The 17,971-nt window shown below is 72.0% G+C and carries 17 protein-coding genes; 7 read left to right on the top strand and 10 right to left on the bottom strand.

Translation table 11 applies throughout. The features are described 5' to 3' along the window. Positions 1-6: 6 nt before the first annotated feature. Positions 7-450: a DUF6325 family protein gene (locus RMT89_RS13805; RefSeq protein WP_315884022.1), complete on the bottom strand. Its 444-nt coding sequence runs from the start codon at positions 448-450 to the stop codon at positions 7-9. A gap of 4 nt (positions 451-454) precedes the next feature. Then, the gene (locus RMT89_RS13800) at positions 455-1,195 is read right to left on the bottom strand and encodes a nucleoside/nucleotide kinase family protein (protein ID WP_315884021.1); all 741 of its coding nucleotides are present in this window, start codon (positions 1,193-1,195) and stop codon (positions 455-457) included. 467 nt (positions 1,196-1,662) lie between these two features. On the opposite strand from RMT89_RS13800, the gene RMT89_RS13795 reads away from it, so the two are divergent. The 3 genes from RMT89_RS13795 to prcB all read left to right on the top strand — a co-directional run bounded on the left by RMT89_RS13795 (position 1,663) and on the right by prcB (position 5,031). Beyond that, a complete protein-coding gene (locus tag RMT89_RS13795; RefSeq protein WP_315884020.1) occupies positions 1,663-3,162 on the top strand; it encodes a hypothetical protein in 1,500 nt (499 codons plus the stop codon). After that, entirely contained in the window at positions 3,159-4,103 is a 945-nt protein-coding gene (locus RMT89_RS13790) for a lysylphosphatidylglycerol synthase domain-containing protein (protein WP_315884019.1), read from the top strand. The genes RMT89_RS13795 and RMT89_RS13790 overlap by 4 nt, the downstream gene beginning before the upstream one ends. Before the next feature lie 73 nt (positions 4,104-4,176). After that, positions 4,177-5,031: a proteasome subunit beta gene (gene prcB, locus RMT89_RS13785; protein ID WP_315884018.1), complete on the top strand. Its 855-nt coding sequence runs from the start codon at positions 4,177-4,179 to the stop codon at positions 5,029-5,031. Positions 5,032-5,033: 2 nt separating this feature from the next. On the opposite strand, the gene RMT89_RS13780 is transcribed toward prcB, so the two are convergent. From RMT89_RS13780 to sthA, 3 genes are all read right to left on the bottom strand, one after another. Next, positions 5,034-5,993, bottom strand: a complete 960-nt coding sequence (locus RMT89_RS13780; RefSeq protein ID WP_315884017.1) for a hypothetical protein — start codon at positions 5,991-5,993, stop codon at positions 5,034-5,036. 11 nt (positions 5,994-6,004) lie between these two features. Next, the gene (locus RMT89_RS13775) at positions 6,005-7,477 is read right to left on the bottom strand and encodes an APC family permease (protein ID WP_315884016.1); all 1,473 of its coding nucleotides are present in this window, start codon (positions 7,475-7,477) and stop codon (positions 6,005-6,007) included. 346 nt (positions 7,478-7,823) lie between these two features. After that, positions 7,824-9,227: a Si-specific NAD(P)(+) transhydrogenase gene (gene sthA, locus RMT89_RS13770; RefSeq protein ID WP_315884015.1), complete on the bottom strand. Its 1,404-nt coding sequence runs from the start codon at positions 9,225-9,227 to the stop codon at positions 7,824-7,826. A 120-nt stretch (positions 9,228-9,347) separates the two neighbouring features. On the opposite strand from sthA, the gene RMT89_RS13765 reads away from it, so the two are divergent. Further along, positions 9,348-10,478: a sulfite oxidase gene (locus RMT89_RS13765; protein WP_315884014.1), complete on the top strand. Its 1,131-nt coding sequence runs from the start codon at positions 9,348-9,350 to the stop codon at positions 10,476-10,478. A 16-nt stretch (positions 10,479-10,494) separates the two neighbouring features. Here the strand turns inward: RMT89_RS13765 and RMT89_RS13760 are convergent, their stop codons facing one another. Further along, positions 10,495-10,698, bottom strand: coding sequence for a hypothetical protein (locus tag RMT89_RS13760; RefSeq protein ID WP_315884013.1), 204 nt, complete (start codon positions 10,696-10,698; stop codon positions 10,495-10,497). Between the two features lie 192 nt (positions 10,699-10,890). On the opposite strand from RMT89_RS13760, the gene RMT89_RS13755 reads away from it, so the two are divergent. Next, positions 10,891-13,131: an MMPL family transporter gene (locus RMT89_RS13755; RefSeq protein WP_315884012.1), complete on the top strand. Its 2,241-nt coding sequence runs from the start codon at positions 10,891-10,893 to the stop codon at positions 13,129-13,131. 2 nt (positions 13,132-13,133) lie between these two features. Here RMT89_RS13755 and RMT89_RS13750 read toward each other — a convergent pair whose 3' ends face one another. The 3 genes from RMT89_RS13750 to RMT89_RS13740 form a co-directional block, all read right to left on the bottom strand. Then, positions 13,134-14,090: a beta-1,3-glucanase family protein gene (locus RMT89_RS13750; protein ID WP_315884011.1), complete on the bottom strand. Its 957-nt coding sequence runs from the start codon at positions 14,088-14,090 to the stop codon at positions 13,134-13,136. Positions 14,091-14,095: 5 nt separating this feature from the next. After that, positions 14,096-15,031, bottom strand: coding sequence for a GNAT family N-acetyltransferase (locus RMT89_RS13745; protein ID WP_315884010.1), 936 nt, complete (start codon positions 15,029-15,031; stop codon positions 14,096-14,098). 72 nt (positions 15,032-15,103) lie between these two features. Beyond that, positions 15,104-15,529 (bottom strand): OsmC family protein, encoded by a 426-nt coding sequence (locus RMT89_RS13740; RefSeq protein ID WP_315884009.1) that lies wholly within the window; start codon positions 15,527-15,529, stop codon positions 15,104-15,106. Between the two features lie 209 nt (positions 15,530-15,738). Between RMT89_RS13740 and RMT89_RS13735 the strand changes: the two genes are divergently transcribed. Next, the gene (locus RMT89_RS13735; protein ID WP_315884008.1) at positions 15,739-16,638 is read left to right on the top strand and encodes a GNAT family N-acetyltransferase; all 900 of its coding nucleotides are present in this window, start codon (positions 15,739-15,741) and stop codon (positions 16,636-16,638) included. Between the two features lie 67 nt (positions 16,639-16,705). Continuing rightward, the gene (locus RMT89_RS13730; RefSeq protein WP_315884007.1) at positions 16,706-17,029 is read left to right on the top strand and encodes a hypothetical protein; all 324 of its coding nucleotides are present in this window, start codon (positions 16,706-16,708) and stop codon (positions 17,027-17,029) included. Positions 17,030-17,039: 10 nt separating this feature from the next. On the opposite strand, the gene RMT89_RS13725 is transcribed toward RMT89_RS13730, so the two are convergent. Further along, positions 17,040-17,921: a Gfo/Idh/MocA family oxidoreductase gene (locus tag RMT89_RS13725; RefSeq protein WP_315884006.1), complete on the bottom strand. Its 882-nt coding sequence runs from the start codon at positions 17,919-17,921 to the stop codon at positions 17,040-17,042. Positions 17,922-17,971: the final 50 nt, after the last annotated feature.

The following is a 17,971-nucleotide window of genomic DNA, read 5'->3' as shown; positions in this document are numbered from 1 at the left end:
TCCCTTTCAGCGAGCGGCGTCGGCCGCGTCGAGGGCGGCGACAAGGGCGGGCACGGGAATCCGCCCGGAGGCGACGAGCTTGGCGCCGCCACGGCGCAGGGCGGCGGCGAAGGGCGCGGCCCACCGGTTCTCGTAGACCAGGATTCCGGCGGAGCTGCCCGGCTCCAGGGCGTTGGCCGCCTCGTCGAGGTCGTCCTGGCCCAGCAGGCCGGACGACGCGCCCTCGAAGACGGACAGGTCGAGTCTGCCGTCACCGGTGAGGTCGGCGATCTCCATGCCGCTCACGGATCCGTCGTCGTCCTTCCTCACGAACATCAGATCCAGGATCCGGATGATGCCGCGGTCCACGAGGCCGACCAGGAGAGGGAAGCCCTCGCCCGTCATGCGGTTGCCGGGAAACTCGACGACCAGATAGTCGATCGGGCCCACTTCTTCGAGTTCGTCGCTCACGGTGTCACTCCTGGTCCTCGCGGCTACCCCCAGTGACGCCCCCTCGCGTCAATTGCAGCACCGGGCCGCCGCCCTCGCACCTCAAGCCCCCACATCCACCCCCCGGCACAGCCCCCACCGGCACCACCAGATCCGCCCGCCCGCGCGTCCCCGCCACCAGCTCGGCGTTCGGCTGGTCCGTCCTCATGACCCACGCCACCGCCTCCTCGTGGCTCTTGCCGAACTCCTCGTGGCGGGCGATCAGGCGGCGCAGGCGTTCGTCCTCGGGCGGCGCGCAGAACCACACCTCGTCGAGCTGGGGGCGTACGCGGGCCCAGGCGCCGGTGGTCAGCAGGAGGTAGTTGCCCTCGGTCACCACCAGGCGGGCTGTCGGCGGCACCGGGATCGTGCCCGCGATCGGCTGTTCCAGGACCCGTTCGAAGCCCGGCGCGTACACCACGTCCTCGTCAGCTTCCTCGCGCAGGCGCCGCAGCAGGGCCGCGTAACCCGCCGCGTCGAAGGTGTCCGGCGCGCCCTTGCGGTCGCGGCGGCCCAGCCGGTCCAGCTCGGCGTCGGCGAGGTGGAAGCCGTCCATGGGGACGTGGGCGACCCATGGGTCCGCGGAGCCGTTCAGCTCCCGTACCAGGTGTTCGGCGAGTGTCGTCTTGCCCGCGCCCGGGCTGCCCGCGATGCCGAGGATCGCGCGGTGCCCGGAGGCGGTGAGGGATCGGGCGCGGGCGAGGAGGTCGTCGAAGGTCTGCGGCACGGACCGAGTCTGTCATCCGCGGTGCGCCGCACAGCAGGCCGTTGCGATGACTTCCGGCCGTCCGGGCAGTCGCCATGGTGGGGGAGGAAGGGGCTGCCCCATGCCCGACGACGAAGCCCGGATCCGCGCACGGATCACGTTCGACGTGCCGCCGCCGCACGAGGAGCCTTCACGGACCGGACGTCTACGGCGCCACTTGGCAGGCCCAGGGTGCCGCCTTCGAGATCGATTCCCTCGGCATCACCGCGGGCACCGAAGTCGCCTACGCGGCCGCGCCTGACCCTCGGCCTGCGCACTCGTTCCCACATGACTGACCCCGTCAGGCAGCTGGCCGAACTCAACGCTGCGCCCCCGCACCAGCCGCGTTAGTTTGTCCCTGTTTTCTCCGTTTTCCTGGCTGCCGGCTCCGGCCCGCCGGGCTGTCGGGTCGTAGCAGCCCTACGACACGTAGCGGTAAGGGGTGGACGATGGCCCACGGCACGAACGCCATGCTCGTCGGTATGCGGCGACGCGAAGAGGCGGCCGTGTCCGGCAGGTCCTGGCGGATGCGCGGCAACGCCCTGCTCGCGGCCGTGGCCGGCGCCTTCACCGTCGCACAGCTCGTCCTCGTGCCCCCGTCCATGGGCCTCGGCTGGGACGAGGCGGTCTACGTCAGCCAGGTCGGCGACCAGGCCCCGGCCGCCTTCTTCAGCGCCCCGCGCGCCCGGGGCGTCTCCCTGCTCGTGGCGCCGGTCGCTTCCTGGTCGTCCTCCACCGGCCTGCTGCGGGTCTATCTGGCCGTCCTGTCCGGGCTCGCGCTGTTCCTCGCCCTGCGTGCCTGGCGCGGACTCTTCCCCATCCGCGTCCTGGCCGCGGGCGGCGCCCTGTTCGCCTCCCTGTGGGTGACCCTCTTCTACGCCCCCCAGGCCATGCCCAACCTCTGGGTCGCCATCGGCGCCCTGCTCGTCGTCGGCTGCTTTCTGCGCGCCCGCGCGGCGGGCCGCCCCGACCGGCGGGCCCTGTGGGGCGTGGCCGTCGGTGCCGCCCTCATGGCGGTGATGCGCCCGACCGACGCCGTCTGGGTCGCTCTTCCCCTGCTCGTCACAGCCCTGGTCGTACGGCACTGGCGGCTCGGCCTCGTCACCGCGGCGGGCCTCGTGGCCGGGGCCGTCCCCTGGGTGGTCGAGGCGTACACCTCGTACGGCGGTCTGCGCGAGCGGCTCTCCGAGGCCTCCCGGGTCCAGGGCGGCCTGGGCTGGCACTTCGCCGTCGACGACCAGATGCGCGGCCTGGTCGGACGTACCCTGTGCCGGCCGTGCACGGGTGCCATGCCCAACCCGGTCGTCACCGTGTGGTGGGTGCTGCTGCCGCTGCTCGCCGTCCTCGGGCTCGTGGTCGCCGTACGGGCCCGTCGCACCGCGCGCACCCTGATCCCCCTCGCCTGCGCCACCACCGCGGCCGTCCCGTATCTGTTCCTCATCGGCTACGCGGCGCCCCGCTTCCTGCTGCCCGCGTACGCCCTGCTGGCCGTCCCCGTCGCCGATGCCCTGCGGCATCTGGTCACCACGCCGAGCGGGCGGTGGCGGCCGCTGGCCGCGTCCCTGCTCGCCGTGGGCCTTGTCGGGCATCTCGCCGTGCAGTACGCCGTCCTGGACCGCACCGTCGACCGCACCGCCGCCGACCGCCGCGCCTGGGCCCGTACCGCCGACGCGCTGCACGGCCTGGGTGTGCGTCCGCCCTGCCTGCTCACCGGGCACGAGGCCATCCCGCTGGCCTACTACGCCGGCTGTTCCTCGGGGCAGATCCGCGGCAACAACGCCAACACCACCACTGCGGAGATCCTGCGCACCGCGCGCCAGGAACCGGTCGCCGTCCTCAGCGTGCCCGGCGGCCGACCGCCCTCCTACGCCCGCGGCTGGGAGCTGCACCGCCTCGACGGGGTGGACGTGCGCCTCGCGCCGGCGGTCCGCGCAGGCGGCCCCGTATGACGCCTGAGCCGCTGGCCGCCGCCCCCACCCGCAGACGGGCCGCCTACTGGCACACCGCGCTCACCCTCACCGTCCTCGTCGCGGCGATCTGGCTGGCCCGGCGGTACTGGGCGGTGCTGGAGACCGGTGCGGTGCGGCTGGCCGTGGCCGATCAGGGCTGGCTGCTGGTGGCGGGGACGGCGGCCATCGGTACCTGGCTGTGCGCCGCGCTCGCGCAGCAGGGCGCGGTGCCCGAGCGGCTGCCCCAAGGGCGGCTCGTCGCCGCGCAGTTCGCCGCCTCCGCCGCCAACCATGTGCTGCCCGCCGGTCTCGGCGCGGGCGCGGTGAATCTGCGTTTCCTCATGCGCTGTGGACTGTCGGCCGCCCGCGCGGCCACCGGCGTGGCCGTCAAGGGCACCGCCGGTGTGATCGTCCGGGCCGTCCTGATCGCCTCGCTCGCGGTCGTCTGCCCGGGGGTGCTGCGCGTTCCGGACGTCTCCCCGGTCGCCCTCGGCGCGGCCGCCGTCGCCGTAGTGGCCGTCGCGCTGCTGGCCGGCCCGCTGCGCCGGCGCTGCCGGAGGCTGCTCGGCACGGCCCTCGCGGACATCAGGACCCTGCACGCCCGGCCCCAGCGGGCGGCCGCGCTGTGGGGCGGCTCGCTCGCCTTCGCCGTACTGCACTGTGTGGTGCTGATCGCGGTCACACAGGCCGTGGCCCTGCCGCTGCCGCCGCTGCGGGTGGCGCTGCTCTACCTCGCCGCCAGCAGCGCGGCCGCCCTGCTGCCCACGCCCGGCGGCCTCGGTTCCCTCGACGCGGCCCTCGCGCTCGCCCTCACCGCCGCCGGGGCGCCCGCCGCCGGGGCCGCCTCCGCCGTCCTCGGGTACCGGCTGCTGACGGTGTGGCTGCCGCTGCTGCCGGGCCTGTTGGTGCTCGGGGTGCTGATCCGGCGCAAGGCCCTGTGACCCGGGCGGAGTTTTGGGCCCGCACCGATCAGGTAGGACTCCCGTTGTCGGCCCGGAGACAAGGGGGAGTGCCATGACGCGGGGCGAGTACGGCGGGGGCCTGGGCGAGGAGTTCTTCACCCCGGGGTCGTCGTCCTTCAGCGAGTTCCTCGCGGCCCATCGCCCGGAACTGCTCAGCACGCGCCGCGTGTTACCGGACGGCGTCCGGGCCGCCCCCGACCAGGTGCCGCACGGCACCACCGTGCTCGCTCTCGCCTACCGCGACGGTGTGCTGATCGCGGGGGACCGGCGGGCCACCATGGGCAACCTCATCGCACAGCGCGACCTGGAGAAGGTGCATCCGGCGGACGACCTCAGCGCCGTCGCCTTCGCCGGTACCGTCGGTCTCGCGCTCGACATGGTCAAGCTCTACCAGGTGGAGCTCACCCATTTCGAGAAGATCGAGGGCACGCCGATGACCCTCAACGCCAAGGCGCGCCGCCTGGCGGGCATGATCCGCGACAACCTCGGCCAGGCCATGCAGGGACTCGCCGTCGTCCCCCTTCTCACCGGCTACGACCCGTCGAAGCCGGAGGGAGAGCGCGGCCGCATCTTCAGCTTCGACGTCGCCGGCGGGCTGTACGAGAAGCGGGACTTCCAGGCCGAGGGGTCCGGATCGCCTTACGCGCGGGGCGCGTTGAAGAAGCTGTTCCACCGGGGCATGTCCCGCCGCGAGGCGGCACTGACGGCGCTCCAGGCGCTCTACGACGCGGCCGACGACGACTCCGCGACCGGCGGTCCGGACATCAACCGCCGGATCTTTCCCATCGTTTCGGTGATCACGGAGGACGGTTTCGAGCGGCTGCCCGAATCCGAGACGGAGGAGCTGAGCCGGGAGATGGCCGAGCAGCGCAGCAGCCGACCGGACGGGCCGACCGCCACCCCGTGAGCTCAGCCCGGCGGACTGAACTCCTTGTGCCACTTGGCCAGTTGCCTGACCGGGTCCCCGGTGTACGACCACGGGGTGCGGGTCGCCCGCCGGCCCGCCATCCTGAGCAGGGCGGCGGCGATGTCGGGGAGCCCGGCGAGACAGGCGGCGTGCGTCAGGTAGTGCAGGTCGCGCAGTTCGCCGGGGGCGACCGTGCCCGCGGTGCGGCCCACGATCCAGCGCTGAAAGGTCCGCCGTACGTCCGCGATCGCGCCGTCGTGGTCCCAGTGCTGGCCGAGACGCACGGCCCCCGACTGCCCGTGGGCCGCGTCCAGGGCGTAGCGGTACTCCTCGACGCGGGCGTACTGGACGAGGACCGGCAGCGGGCAGCCCGGCGGGGCCACGCCGGCCGCGTCCCGTGCGAAGTCGTACATCAGGCCGTGCGTGCCGTGCCAGCGCGCGGAATAGTAGTGCAGCACCTGGAGGTGCCCCTCCACGCTGAACGGGTCGCGCCGGTGCAGCTCGTCCCACCAGCGCGCCAGCTCCTGCCGCCGCACCCCCTTCGGGTACAGACGGGCCACCGAGATCAGCGAGATCCACGGGGTGGGGTCGTCGACGTACGCCTCGGCGGCCCGCAGACAGGCCAGTACGGCGGTGTCGATGCGCTGCTGGTCGATCGGTACGCCCCGGCCCGCGGCGATGGCCAGGTTGAACGCCCGGGCCGTCTCGGTGGCCGCCCGCAGCACCAGCGCGTCGCCGCTGTTCGGCTCGGCGGCCAGCCAGGACTCCATCGTCGAACTGCTCGCGCAGGCCTGGGCCAGCGTCCGCACCCGGTGGCCCCGGGAGAGCCAGTCGGGTCCGGTGATCCGCAGCAGATCGCGCAGTCCCTGCCAGCGGCCGATGACGATGTCCTGTCGGGCGGAGGTGAGGGGCGCGTCCCCGCAGTCGGGGTCGAAGTCGGGAGTGAATCGGTCTCGCGCCATCGCGGGCCCCCTCAGAAGTCGGTGGGGAGGCCCTCGTGGGCGCGGACGTGCTCGGGCGGGCGGCCCGCGGGGACGTAGTAGGTCTCGATTGTGTGGGTGGCGTCGAGTTTCGCGGGCCGGTAGTAGTCGCTGCCCCGGCGCCAGTACCAGAGCATCGGGACGAGTCCCGCGGCCAGTCCGCCGACGCCGATCGCGATCGCGGCGGGCGCCAGTTCGCCGAGCGACTCCACGAACACCCAGAACATGAACAGGGCGCCGAACAGCGGCCACAGTCCGCCGAAGAGGAAGTTGGCGGGGGACTTCAGCAGCATCTTGCGGTAGGCGACCACCACCGCGAGACCGGTCAGGCCGTAGTAGACGGCGATCTGCAGGCCGATCGCCGAGATGGCGTCGGAGAGGATCTCGCCGACCGAGCCGAGCGCGTTGGAAGCGACGAACATCGCCAGCGCCACCGCGCCCACCACGGCGATGGCCACCCACGGCGTGTTCCAGGTGCGGTGCACCTTGCCCAGCGCGGCCGGCATCGTGCGGTCGCGGCCCATCGCGAACAGGGAGCGCGTGACCTGGATGAGCGTGGTCTCCAGAGTGGCGACGGTGGACAGCATCACCGCGACGATCAGCAGCTTGCCGCCCCACCCCGGCCAGATCTCCTCACCGAGAACGGCCAGCACATTGGCCTCGTTGGCACGGATCTGGTCCGAGGAGAGGATGACGTTCACCGCGATGGTGAACACCTCGAACAGCAGGAACACCACACCGACCCCGATCAGGCCCGCGAGCCCTGCCGTACGGCGGCTGTTGCGGGTCTCCTCGCTGAGGTTGCCGGTGACGTCCCAGCCCCAGTAGTAGAACGCGGCGATCAGTGCGCCCGAGGCGAAGCCCGACACACCGTCGAACTGGCCGAGGCCGAGCCAGGACCAGTCGAAGACGCGGGCGTTGTCCGTGTGGAAGACGGCGAGCACCGCGAACAGGGCGAGCAGGGCGAGTTCGACCCCGGACATGATGAGCTGGGCGCGGACGGTGAGCCGGGCGCCGCCGAGCACGACCAGCAGCATGAGCAGGAACCATGCGGCGCCCACCACCGTGGACAGCGCGGTGTTCTCGGCGAGTTGCTCGTCGAACAGGGCGAGCGTCATCGACCCGGCGGGCAGCGAACCGGCCACCATGAAGATGGTCGCCGACACCACCAGCGCCCAGCCGCTCATAAAGCCCAGGAAGGGATGGAGAGTTCGGCCGACCCAGGAGTAACTGGCGCCCGCGTTCACATCGATGCGGCCGAGATAGCTGTACGCCAGGGCGATGCCGAGCATCGGTATCGCGCAGTACAGCAGCGCGGCCGGACTGGCCGTCCCCACCGCGCCGACCAGGACCGCGGTGGTCGCGGCGAGCGAGTACGCCGGAGCGCTGCCCGCGACCGCCATCACCACCGTGTCGAACGTACCGAGGGCTCCCGCCTGGAGTCCTCTGCCCCTGTTGTTGCTCATGGCCTGTGCTGCTTTCCGTCGTGCACGTCGCCAGGACACCGACGGGCCCGGACGGCGTAAGAGGGGGGTGGGGGGTTGCACCCGCTCCGGGCCGTGGAGGGATGGCCTCGGGCCCGGAGCGGCGAAAAGTGTTGGTGAGCGGGCGGGGTCGTGCAGCCGCAGAGTCGGCATACGATCACACCGCGTGTGCACGTGATGAGTGATGATAGCCCTACCCGCCCACCGCTCAAGACGGAGCCGGGGATCGGCGGCGGGGCAGGGCGAAACGCTGTTCGGACCAGGCCTGTTGCCCGGGCCGCCGGACGGAGCGGAATATTCCGTCGGGCGGCCCGGGCGGTGCTGTCGGCTAGTCGTCCATCCGGTCGACCTGCCGGAGCCGGTTGGTCGCGTCCAGGGCGGCGACCTTGTAGGACTCGGCGAGCGTCGGGTAGTTGAACACCGCGTCGACGAGATAGTCGACGGTGCCGCCGCAGCCCATCACCGACTGACCGATGTGGATCAGCTCGGTCGCGCCGGAGCCGAAGCAGTGCACGCCGAGCAGCGTGCGGTCCTCGGGTGAGACCAGCAGCTTCAGCATGCCGTGCGAGTCGCCGATGATCTGCCCGCGGGCCAGCTCGCGGTAGCGGGAGATCCCGACCTCGAACGGCACCCGGTCCTCGGTGAGCCGGTCCTCGGTGCGGCCGACGAAGCTGATCTCCGGGATGGTGTAGATGCCGATCGGCTGGAGGTGGTGCATCCGGCCGACGGGCTCCCCGAAGGCGTGGTACGCGGCCGTACGACCCTGCTCCATGGAGGTCGCGGCCAGCGCCGGGTAGCCGATCACGTCGCCGACGGCGTAGATGTGCGGCACCTCGGTGCGGTAGTGCTCGTCGACCGCGATCCGGCCCCGCGGATCCGCGGACAGCCCCGCCTTGTCCAGGTCGAGTTCGTCGGTGAGGCCCTGGCGGCCCGCCGAGTACATCACCGCGTCGGCGGGGATCTTCTTGCCGCTCTCCAGGATGGTGAGCGTGCCCCTGGGGTGCCGCTCCACCGCGGCGACCGTCTCCCCGAAGCGGAAGGTCACCGCCAGGTCCCGCAGGTGGTACTTGAGCGACTCCACCACCTCGACGTCGCACATGTCGAGCATCCCGGCGCGCTTCTCCACCACCGTGATCTTGCTGCCGAGGGCGGCGAACATGGAGGCGTACTCCATGCCGATGACCCCCGCGCCGACGATGACCATCGAGCGCGGCACCCGCTCCAGGGCGAGGACATTGTCCGAGTCCATGATCGTCCGTCCGTCGAACTCGACGGTGGCCGGCCGCGCGGGCCGGGTACCGGTGGCGATGACGATGTGCTCGGCGCTCAGGAGCCGTTCGTGTCCGGTGATTTCGCGCAGGGCGACGGTGTGGTCGTCGACGAACCGGCCGGTTCCGGCGAACAGGGCGACGTGGTTGCGGGAGAGCTGATTGCGGATGACGTCCACCTCGCGGCCCACCACGTGCTGGGTGCGCGCGATCAGGTCGGAGACGGTGATGTCCTCCTTGAGGCGGTAGCTCTGGCCGTACAGATCGCGCTGGGTGAGGCCGGTGAGGTACAGCACCGCCTCGCGCAGTGTCTTGGAGGGGATGGTGCCGGTGTGGATGGAGACCCCGCCGACCATGTCGGGGCGGTCGATGACGGCCACCCGGCGGCCCAGCTTGGCCGCGGCGATGGCGGCCTTCTGGCCGCCCGGACCGGATCCGAGGACGAGCATGTCGAAGTCGGGCACCCTCAGGAGTCTGGCAGCCGGAAGACCGTTTCCGAAAGGGCGGACCGCGAACGCGCCACAGGCGCAGGGAAGTTACCGGCCCGGCGAGCCACGGCAGCCGGACGGCGCGACAATGGCGGCATGGGTGCTCGACTCGGTGACGCGAGCGCACCCGCCCGGCTCGCCGGGCCGGACGAGGCGATCGGCCCGGACGAACTGGCGCTCGCCACCAGAAACCACGGCCTGCCGCTCGAAGCCCTGCGCTACGACCTCACCCCGCCGGGCCTGCACTACGTCCTGACGCACTACGACATCCCGTATGTGCCGGACAACGCCCCCTGGCACCTCACCCTCACCGGCCGCGTCCGCCGCCGGCTCCGTCTGGAGCTCGCAGAGCTGCGGGCGTTTCCCCAGGTCACCACGCGGGTCACGGGGGAGTGCGCGGGCAACGGCCGGGCTCTGCTCACGCCCCGCCCGGTCAGTCAGCCCTGGCTCGTCGAGGCCGTCGGCACCGCCGAGTGGACCGGCGTACCGCTGCGGCTGCTGCTCACCGAGGCCGGGGTCCGGGGCGATGCCGTCGAGGTGGTCTTCACCGGCGCCGACCACGGCGTGGAGCGCGGTGTCGAGCAGGACTACCAGCGCTCCCTGCCGCTGGACGTGGCCCTGGGCACCGAGCCCGAGGTCCTGGTCGCGCACGCGATGAACGGCGCCCCGCTGCCCCCGCAGCACGGCCGCCCGCTGCGTCTGGTCGTCCCCGGCTGGTACGGCATGGCGCAGGTGAAGTGGCTGCGGGAGATCCGCGTCGTCGACGAGCCGTTCGCGGGTTTCCAGCAGCGCGTGGCCTACCGGATCCGGGAGCGGCCCGACGAGGACGGCGTGCCCGTCACCCGGACCGCTCCGCGGGCGCTGATCGTCCCGCCGGGCTTCCCGGACTTCATGTCCCGGACCCGGGTGGTCCCGCCAGGCCCCGTCACGCTGGACGGCCGGGCCTGTTCGGGCCTCGCCCAGGTGGTGCGGGTCGAGGTCAGCGTGGACGGCGGGCACGGCTGGCAGCCGGCCGAGCTGGCCGCCGAGGGCGGACACCGGTGGGCGTGGCGGCGCTGGCGGTTCGGGTGGACCGCGACGCCGGGCGAGCATGTGCTGTGCGCACGGGCCACGGACGCGGAGGGACACACCCAGCCGCTGCGCCGGCCGTGGAACCGCGGCGGGTTCGCCAACAACCTCGTCCAGCGGGTCCGGGTCGTGTGCCCGGACCCGGCAGGGCTTCGGTGAGCGGCTGTCCGTCCGCTCAGGGGAGCATCTTGTCGAGGGCCGCGGGTCCCTCTGCCTCCAGCTTCCGCCTGGCCCATTCCAGATTGCGCGGGCTGATGTCCTTGCCCGAGGCAAGGACCAGGTCCTCCGGCGACACTTCGGTGCCGGTGCGGGTGTGGAGCAGGTCGTCCGGGGTGGCGCGGTCCTCGGACGGCCCGGACGCGGGCTGTGACGTCGGCATGATCTCTGCTCCTCGGGTCCGGATCGCTAGGTGCGGTCCCGGCGCTCTCGCGCAAGGGGTCCGCTATCACCATTCAACGCCTTGGCGCGCCGTGCATCCGGAGGAGCCCCGGGCCCGGAAATGAGGCGGTGATCGCAACGGCGTGTCATGGTGGCAAGGCATGTCTCGGGCCTACCGAAAGACACCAAGCTCATGTCACCGACTCGCGCCGACGAGGGGGAAGGCGAAGGGGCACCGCCGGTACGGGGGCTGCGGCGGCTCGGGGAGGCGTGCGCCCGGCATTTCGTGATCGTCATCATCGCCTGGCTGGTGGCCCTGGCCGCCCTCCAGGTCCTGAACCACACCCGCGGCGGCGAGTACTCCGACGATTTCTCGCTGCCCGGCGCGCAGTCCCAGCAGGGCCTGGACGTGCTGAAACAGCACGATCCCGCGGCCGGCGGCTACAGCAGCCAGATCGTCGTGCACGACGCGCAGAAGTCCCTGACCTCGCTGGACTCACAGATGTCCACCACGGTCGGCGACCTGCAGAAGCTGGACCACGTCCTGGCCGTCCAGAACCCGCTCACCAGCACGTCCTCCAGCAGCCGGCAGCCGAACGCGGGCCCGCTGTCCTCCGACGGCAAGACCGGCTACATCACCGTCCGCTTCGACGTCCAGCCCTCCACCCTCGGGGACAGCTACCTCGACGGCGTGGACGACGCGGTGCAGCCGCTGCGCGGGGCCGGCGCGCAGGTCGAGTACGGCGGGCCGCTCGGCGAACTGGCCCGGCCGGCCGCCGATGACCGGGTGAGCGAATTGATCGGTTTCGCGGTGGCGATCGTCGTGCTGCTCGTCGGCTTCGGCAGTGTGCTCGCGGCCGGAATCCCTCTGGTGACCGCTTTGATCAGTGTGGTCGGCGGCCTTGCCTGCCTCGGCCTGCTCGCCGCCGCGTTCACCTTCGCCACCGTCTCACCGACCCTGGCCACGATGACCGGGCTCGGCGTCGGGATCGACTACGCCCTGTTCCTGATCACCCGTCACCGGCAGAACCTGATGGACGGCGCCGACCCGGTCGGCGCCGCCGGACGGGCCGCCGCCACCAGCGGCCGTGCCGTGCTGGTCTCCGGCTGCACGGTGATCGTCGCCCTGGCGGGCCTGTCCGTGTCCGGGGTGTCCTTCATCAGCAAACTCGGCCTCGCCGCGGGCGTGACGGTCGTGACCGCGGTCGCGGGCGCCCTGACGCTCGTACCGGCCCTGCTGGGCCTGATCGGCACCCGCATCGACCGCTACCGGGTACGGCGCCCTGTCGCCGAGACGGACGCCGAACCGGGCGCCGCACCGCACGGCACCTGGCACCGGTACGCGCAGCGCGTGGCCCGTCGGCCGGTACGCTATCTGGCGGCCGGGCTCGCGACCGTGGCGGTCCTCGCCATCCCGCTCTTCTCCATCCAGCTCGGTCACATCGGCGACGGCGCCGACCCCACCTCCTTCACCGACCGGCGCGCCTACGACCTGATGACGGACTCCTTCGGCCCCGGCTCCAACGGCCCGCTGACGGTCGTGGTGGACCAGACCGAGGTGCCCGGCTCCCAGCGCTCCGACCTGTCCTCGAAGGTGCAGAAGAGCCTCGACGGGGTCTCCGGGGCCGCCGCGGTCACCCCGCTCACCCCGACGAAGGACGGGGACGTCCTGCTGTCCACCGTGTACTCCAAGACGTCCCCGCAGGACGCCGGCGCCACCGGCCTGACCAACCGCCTGGTCGACGACACGCTGCCCGACGCGCTCTCCGGCACCGACGCCGAGGGCTATGTCACCGGGACGACGGCCGCGCAGGTCGACTTCCGGGACATCGTCTCCAGCCGACTGCCGCTGATCATCGGCGTGGTGGTCGCCCTGGCCTTCCTGATCATCCTGGCCGTTTTCCGCGGCCTCCTGGTCGCCCTGAAGGCAGCCGTCCTCAACGTCCTGTCGATCGCCGCCTCCTACGGCGTCGTCGTCGCCGTCTTCCAGTGGGGCTGGGGCGGGCCGGCGCTCGGCGTCAACGGCAAGGTGCCCATCGAGAGCTATGTGCCCATGATGATGTTCGCGATCATCTTCGGGCTGAGCATGGACTACGAGATCTTCCTGCTCTCCCGGGTGCACGAGGCCTGGCTGCGCACCCAGGACGCCAAGGCCTCGGTGGCTCACGCGCTGGAGATCACGGCCCGGGTCATCACCTGCGCCGCGCTGATCATGGTGAGCGTCTTCGCCGCTTTCATCGTCAGCGACAACGTCGTGGTCAAGATGCTCGGACTGGGGCTCGCCGTGAGCGTGTTGATCGACGCGACCGTCGTCCGGCTCCTCATGGTGCCCGCGGTGATGACCCTGCTGGGGCGGCACGCCTGGTGGACACCCCGCTGGCTGGACCGGATCCTCCCGCACATCGACGCCGAGGGGGAACACCGGCGGGGCTGAGCTCAGCTCCCGAACGGCGTGAGCGTCAGGCGGATCCCCGTCGGGGCCGTGTCCTGGAGGTAGGAGGCGAAGTCGGCGACGTCGTCGAAGGCGAAGCCGTACGCCCGCCCGTCCTCGGTGGCCGCGTGCAGCGCCGCCGCGTAGTGGTTGGTGAGCGAGCCCCGGTAGAAGGTGGCGGGGTCGGTCGTCGGCTGGGACGGGTGGGAGACGAGCGTCGAGCGGTTGAACCCGGCGCCGACGACCGCCGCGACGGGGCCGGTCGTCCCGTAGTTGGGCGCGGCGAGGGCCCCGTCGCAGAAGAGCACGTCCCGGGTCGAGGGCCGGGCGAAGGAGACCGCGGCGGGCCCGGCGAAGGTCAGCCGGTCACCGCGCACCCGCCCCGTGAACGCACCGGCGTTGGTCGTGACGAGGAGATCCCGCCCGGTGTACGTGCTCCACACCTCGTCGATGTACGGCGCGAAGCAGTCCTTCGGGAACAGCCCGGCGTCCAGCCCGTGCCCGGGCGCCAGCACCCGCGTGTCGTCCACCACGAGCCGCGCGAAATCCGCGTTCTGCCGCACGGCCGCGAACACGGATGCCCGCCCGCCGGTGCGCAGGGTGCCGGTCGTCTGGTCCCGCGCGCCGGTCAGCCGGATGCTCAGCGGCACGCTGAACATGTCGACCATCGTGGTGTTGCAGAACATGCCCGAGGAGTTGTAGGTGAACTCGGCGCAGTCGTGCAGCACCGGGTAGTTGGGATCCGAGGTCACCCACCCTGCCGGGTACTGGAGCGCCGCGTTGCCGTTGCCGTCGGCCACGGCCTTGAACTTCAGCTTCTGCGCGTCGAACTCGCGGCCTGGCTGGTCCGGTACGCCCCCGACCGCCTGCGCGCCCTGGACGTACCGGATGAACTCCTGCACCGCGTACGGCTGACAGGACTCACGGGGCCCGCTCGCCGGGAGGACCCGCACTGTCCCCACCGCTCCTACTGAGGGGAGGTCAGGACCGTCTCCCACGTGTCCACCGCGTAGTGCACCGTCATGCCATGGCGGGCGTACAGACCGGGCGCCCCCGTGGTGTTGCCGGTGTCCACGCCGAGACCCACCGTGTCCCGGCCGCGGGCGGCGAAGGCGGCGAAGGCGTGGCGCAGGAGGAGGCCGCCCAGGCCGAGGGCGCGGGCTTCGGGCAGGACTCCGATGGTGCGGATCCAGCCCATGGCCTCGCGGTCGTCGCGGGCGAGGAGGAAACCGACGTCGCCCTGGTCCTCGGTGCTCACGATCCAGACCAGGGACCAGTCGAGCCGGTCGGCGTGCACGTCGTGCAGCCACTGCTCGTAGGCGCGTGGCTGGAAGTCGAAGTGCTCGGCGAAGGTGGCCTGGTGGAGTGCGTGGACGCGCTTGCGGTCCGCCTCGTCGGCGCAGGCGCGCAGCTGTACGCCCGGTGGCGTCCGCGGGGTGCGGTCCTCGGCGGGATCCACGGGGCGGCGCAGCACGTGGTAGCGCCGTACGACGGACCAGCCCCGCTTCTGGATCAGCGAAGTGTCCAGCGTGGGCTCGCTGTTGAGGTGGAGATGGACCACGGCCCGCTCCGCGCCGTTCGCGCGGGCCCTGGCCAGGGCCCTGGCCTCCATCGCCTCGAACAGCCGCTGCCCGGCCTCCTGGTGGTCGGGCAGCACATAGTGGTCGGTGTCGATGCGCTCGCCGTTGGACTCGTCCCACAGCAGCGCGTAGGCCACCAACCGGTCCTCGTGGAAGGCCAGCCAGGAGTCCTGGGACAGGTCGGCCTCGGGATGCTGGAGCTCGGCCTCGACGGCGTGGAGATCGGTCTCGGGGCGGCCGATCTCGATCAGATCGACCTGGTTGAGCAGCTCGGTGATGGCCGGCGCGTCGCTGAGACGGGCGGGGCGGAGGACATAGGGCATGCGGCCAGGGTCCGGGGGCGGCAGGGGCGGCCGCAACGGGATTTCGGCGAGGGCGCGCGACGCCGGCGGGCCCTACGCGTCCTCGATGGTGGCCGTGACCGGCGTGCCCGTCTCGATCGTGCGGCTGACCGTGCAGAGCCGGTCGTGGGAGGTCTTCACCGCCCGGGGGAGGATCGCGCGGGCGCGGTCGCCGCCCTCTCCGTCCGGGAAGGCGACGGAGAAGGTGATCCGCAGGTCGGTCAGCCGGTTGCCCTGCTCGTCGCTGACCTTGTGGCCGGTCACGGTGACGGTGAAGCGGTCGGGTTCCGCGTGGCGGGTGGTGGCGACGTCGACGTCGGCCATGGTGCAGCCGCCGATCGCGGCGAGCAGAAGCTCGACGGGGGTGAAGTCGGCGCCGTCGGTGCCGAAGTCGATCGTGCCGCCGCGGGCGTTGACGGCGGTGAAGTGGCCGGTGCCGGCCCGCTCGACGGTGACGGAGCGCAGGGAGTTGTCGGTCATGCCGCAGACCCTAATCGCGCACCGGCCCCGAAATTGTGTGGACGCACCCGAGGAAGATCCCCTACGGTGTGATCACGCCTTGAGACGACGGAAGGAGGCGAGTGCCGTGCAGTTCACCATCACCAGCGCTCCCTTCACCGCTGTCCCGGCGTGTTTCGTGTGATCCGACCGGGAGCGCTGTCCGCAGCTTGTATCCCGGAGGAATCCCCATGACCGATCTGGTCATCCGTGCGCTCGACGAGAGCGACGCTCACCTCTTCGACGCCCTGCCCGACCCGCTGGGCGCGAGCGAGGCACACCGCACCACCCGGCACCGCCCCGACTGGAAGCGCGTCGCTCTGCGCGACGGCAAGGTCGTGGCGCGCGGCGCCTGGTGGGGCGGCCCCGACGACTCGGAGCCGCTGAACATCAACTGGTTCGACGTGGCCGAAGGGGAGGAGGAGGCGGGGGCCGAACTCCTGCGCTCCGCCCCCTGGCAGGTCGGCCTGGAGTTCAATCTGCCCGCCGGCCGGCGCGAGAAGCCGGCCGTGCGCGCCGCCGCCGACACCGCCTTCGCGGCCGCCCGCGCGGCGGGCTACGAACTCCTCGTCGAGCGTTACCTGTACCGGTGGACGCCGGCGTGCGGGCTGCCCGAGCGGCCCGGACGGCTCGTCTTCGAACCCGAGCCCGACGACGTCGTGTTCTTCGACGCGCTGCGCCGCATCCACTCCGTCACGCTGGACGCCCATGCCCTCAAGGCCATCAAGGAGGGCGGCATCGACCAGGCGGCCCAGGAGGAGATGGACTTCTTCCACTGGTGCCCCTCGCCGCGCGAGTGGTGGCAGATCGCCCGCACCCCGCAGGGCGAACCGGTGGGCATCCACATCCCGGCGCGCAACCAGACCGCGCCGATCATCGGCTTCATCGGTGTCCTGCCGGAACACCGCGGCCACGGCTACGCCTACGACCTCCTCGTGGAGTGCACGCGCTTCCTGGCCGGGCAGGGCGCCGAGTTCATCAGCGGAGCCACCGACCGGGGGAACTTCCCGATGGCCGCGAACTTCGCCAAGGCCGGCCACACCGTGGTCCGCGAGCGGATCGACTTCCACATCCCGGGTGGCACGCGGTAAAGGGCGGACTGTCAGTGCCGGATGACATGCTGAACGGGCACTGACAGTGACGGCGTACGGAGGCACGGTGGGATTCGACGGCACGGTGTGGCACATCCGCAGCGGGGGCGAGGCGGTCGGGGAGATCACGATCGACCAAGCCGACTTCCCCTGGCTGTGGGGCCACTTCACCCCCGGTCCCGCCTATGCCTCCGTGCGTGACCTCTTCGCCCGCGAACTCGCCCTGGTGGAGCGGGTCGACGAGGACGTGGAGGAGTGGGAGGCGGCCTACGACGAGATCCGCAGACGCGTCTCCCTTTCCTCACCGGACGGACCCGTGGCCGAGTACCTGCTGCACATCGAGGGGGACCGGGCCTGGTTCCGGTGGAGCGACGAGCCGTTCGAGGAGTGAAGGACCGCTCTCAGCCGTTCAGCAGGGCGTCGGCCTCGGTGAGGATCTCGGTGACCCGCAGGCCGAACGCCGCGTCGCACGGGTGCGGTTGCCCGGTTCGGGCGGCGGCGAGCAGGGCGTCCGTCGCCCGTGCGAAGGCCGGCACCACGCCCTGCGTACTCGTCGGAAGGTGCGTCACCCCGGCCTCGCCGCGCAGCTCCACGGCGGCCCCGGCGGCCGCCGACGGGGCGGTCAGGCTCAGCGCCAGCGCGCTGGACGCGCCCCCGGCGTGACCGAGGACCAGGTGCACGGTGTCCCCGGGCCCGTGCGCGGCCGCCGCGGTCTCGCGCACATCGCCCAGAACCGGCAGCAGCACGGACAGGGCATGGGGTCCTACGTCCCACAGGGCGCCCTTCTCGCGCCGCCACGGCGAGTTCGCGAAGGGGCTGTCGCCGCCGCTGAACACGGCGCCCAGCCACTGGGCGTGCGCGGTGAACCAGCCCTGCGCGGCGGACTGTTCGATGATCCACTCCTCGGTCTCCGGCTGGAACCGGGTGGTGAAGAAGACCACCGACGCGACCCCGGCCTCCTCGGCCGCCCCGACGACCGCCCGCCCCTGCTCGACCGTCGTCGCCAGCGGCTTGTCCAGCAGCAGATGACATCCCGCCCGCGCGGCCCGCACCGCCAGCTCGGTCTGGACGGACGGCGGCAGGGCCACGGCGACCGCGTCCACGTCGGCGAGCAGGGCGTCGACATCGTCGTAGGCCCGGATGTCATGGCGTCCCGCGAGGTCTTTCGCGGCGTCGGCGCGGCGGCCCCACACGCCGACGAAGTCGACTTCCGCGTGCCCGCTGAGGGCCGGGGCGTGGGCCATCTGCGCCCACGGGCCGGTGCCGAGCAGTCCGATGCGCATACCGTCGCCTCTCCATGCTGCCGTAACGGATGACGATCGAGCGTTTCACA

Origin of the sequence: Streptomyces sp. P17 (assembly GCF_032436805.1) — a bacterium.
Lineage (GTDB): Bacteria > Actinomycetota > Actinomycetes > Streptomycetales > Streptomycetaceae > Streptomyces.
Note: the sequence above shows the minus strand (reverse complement) of the source record. Positions and strands in the feature narration are given on the sequence as shown.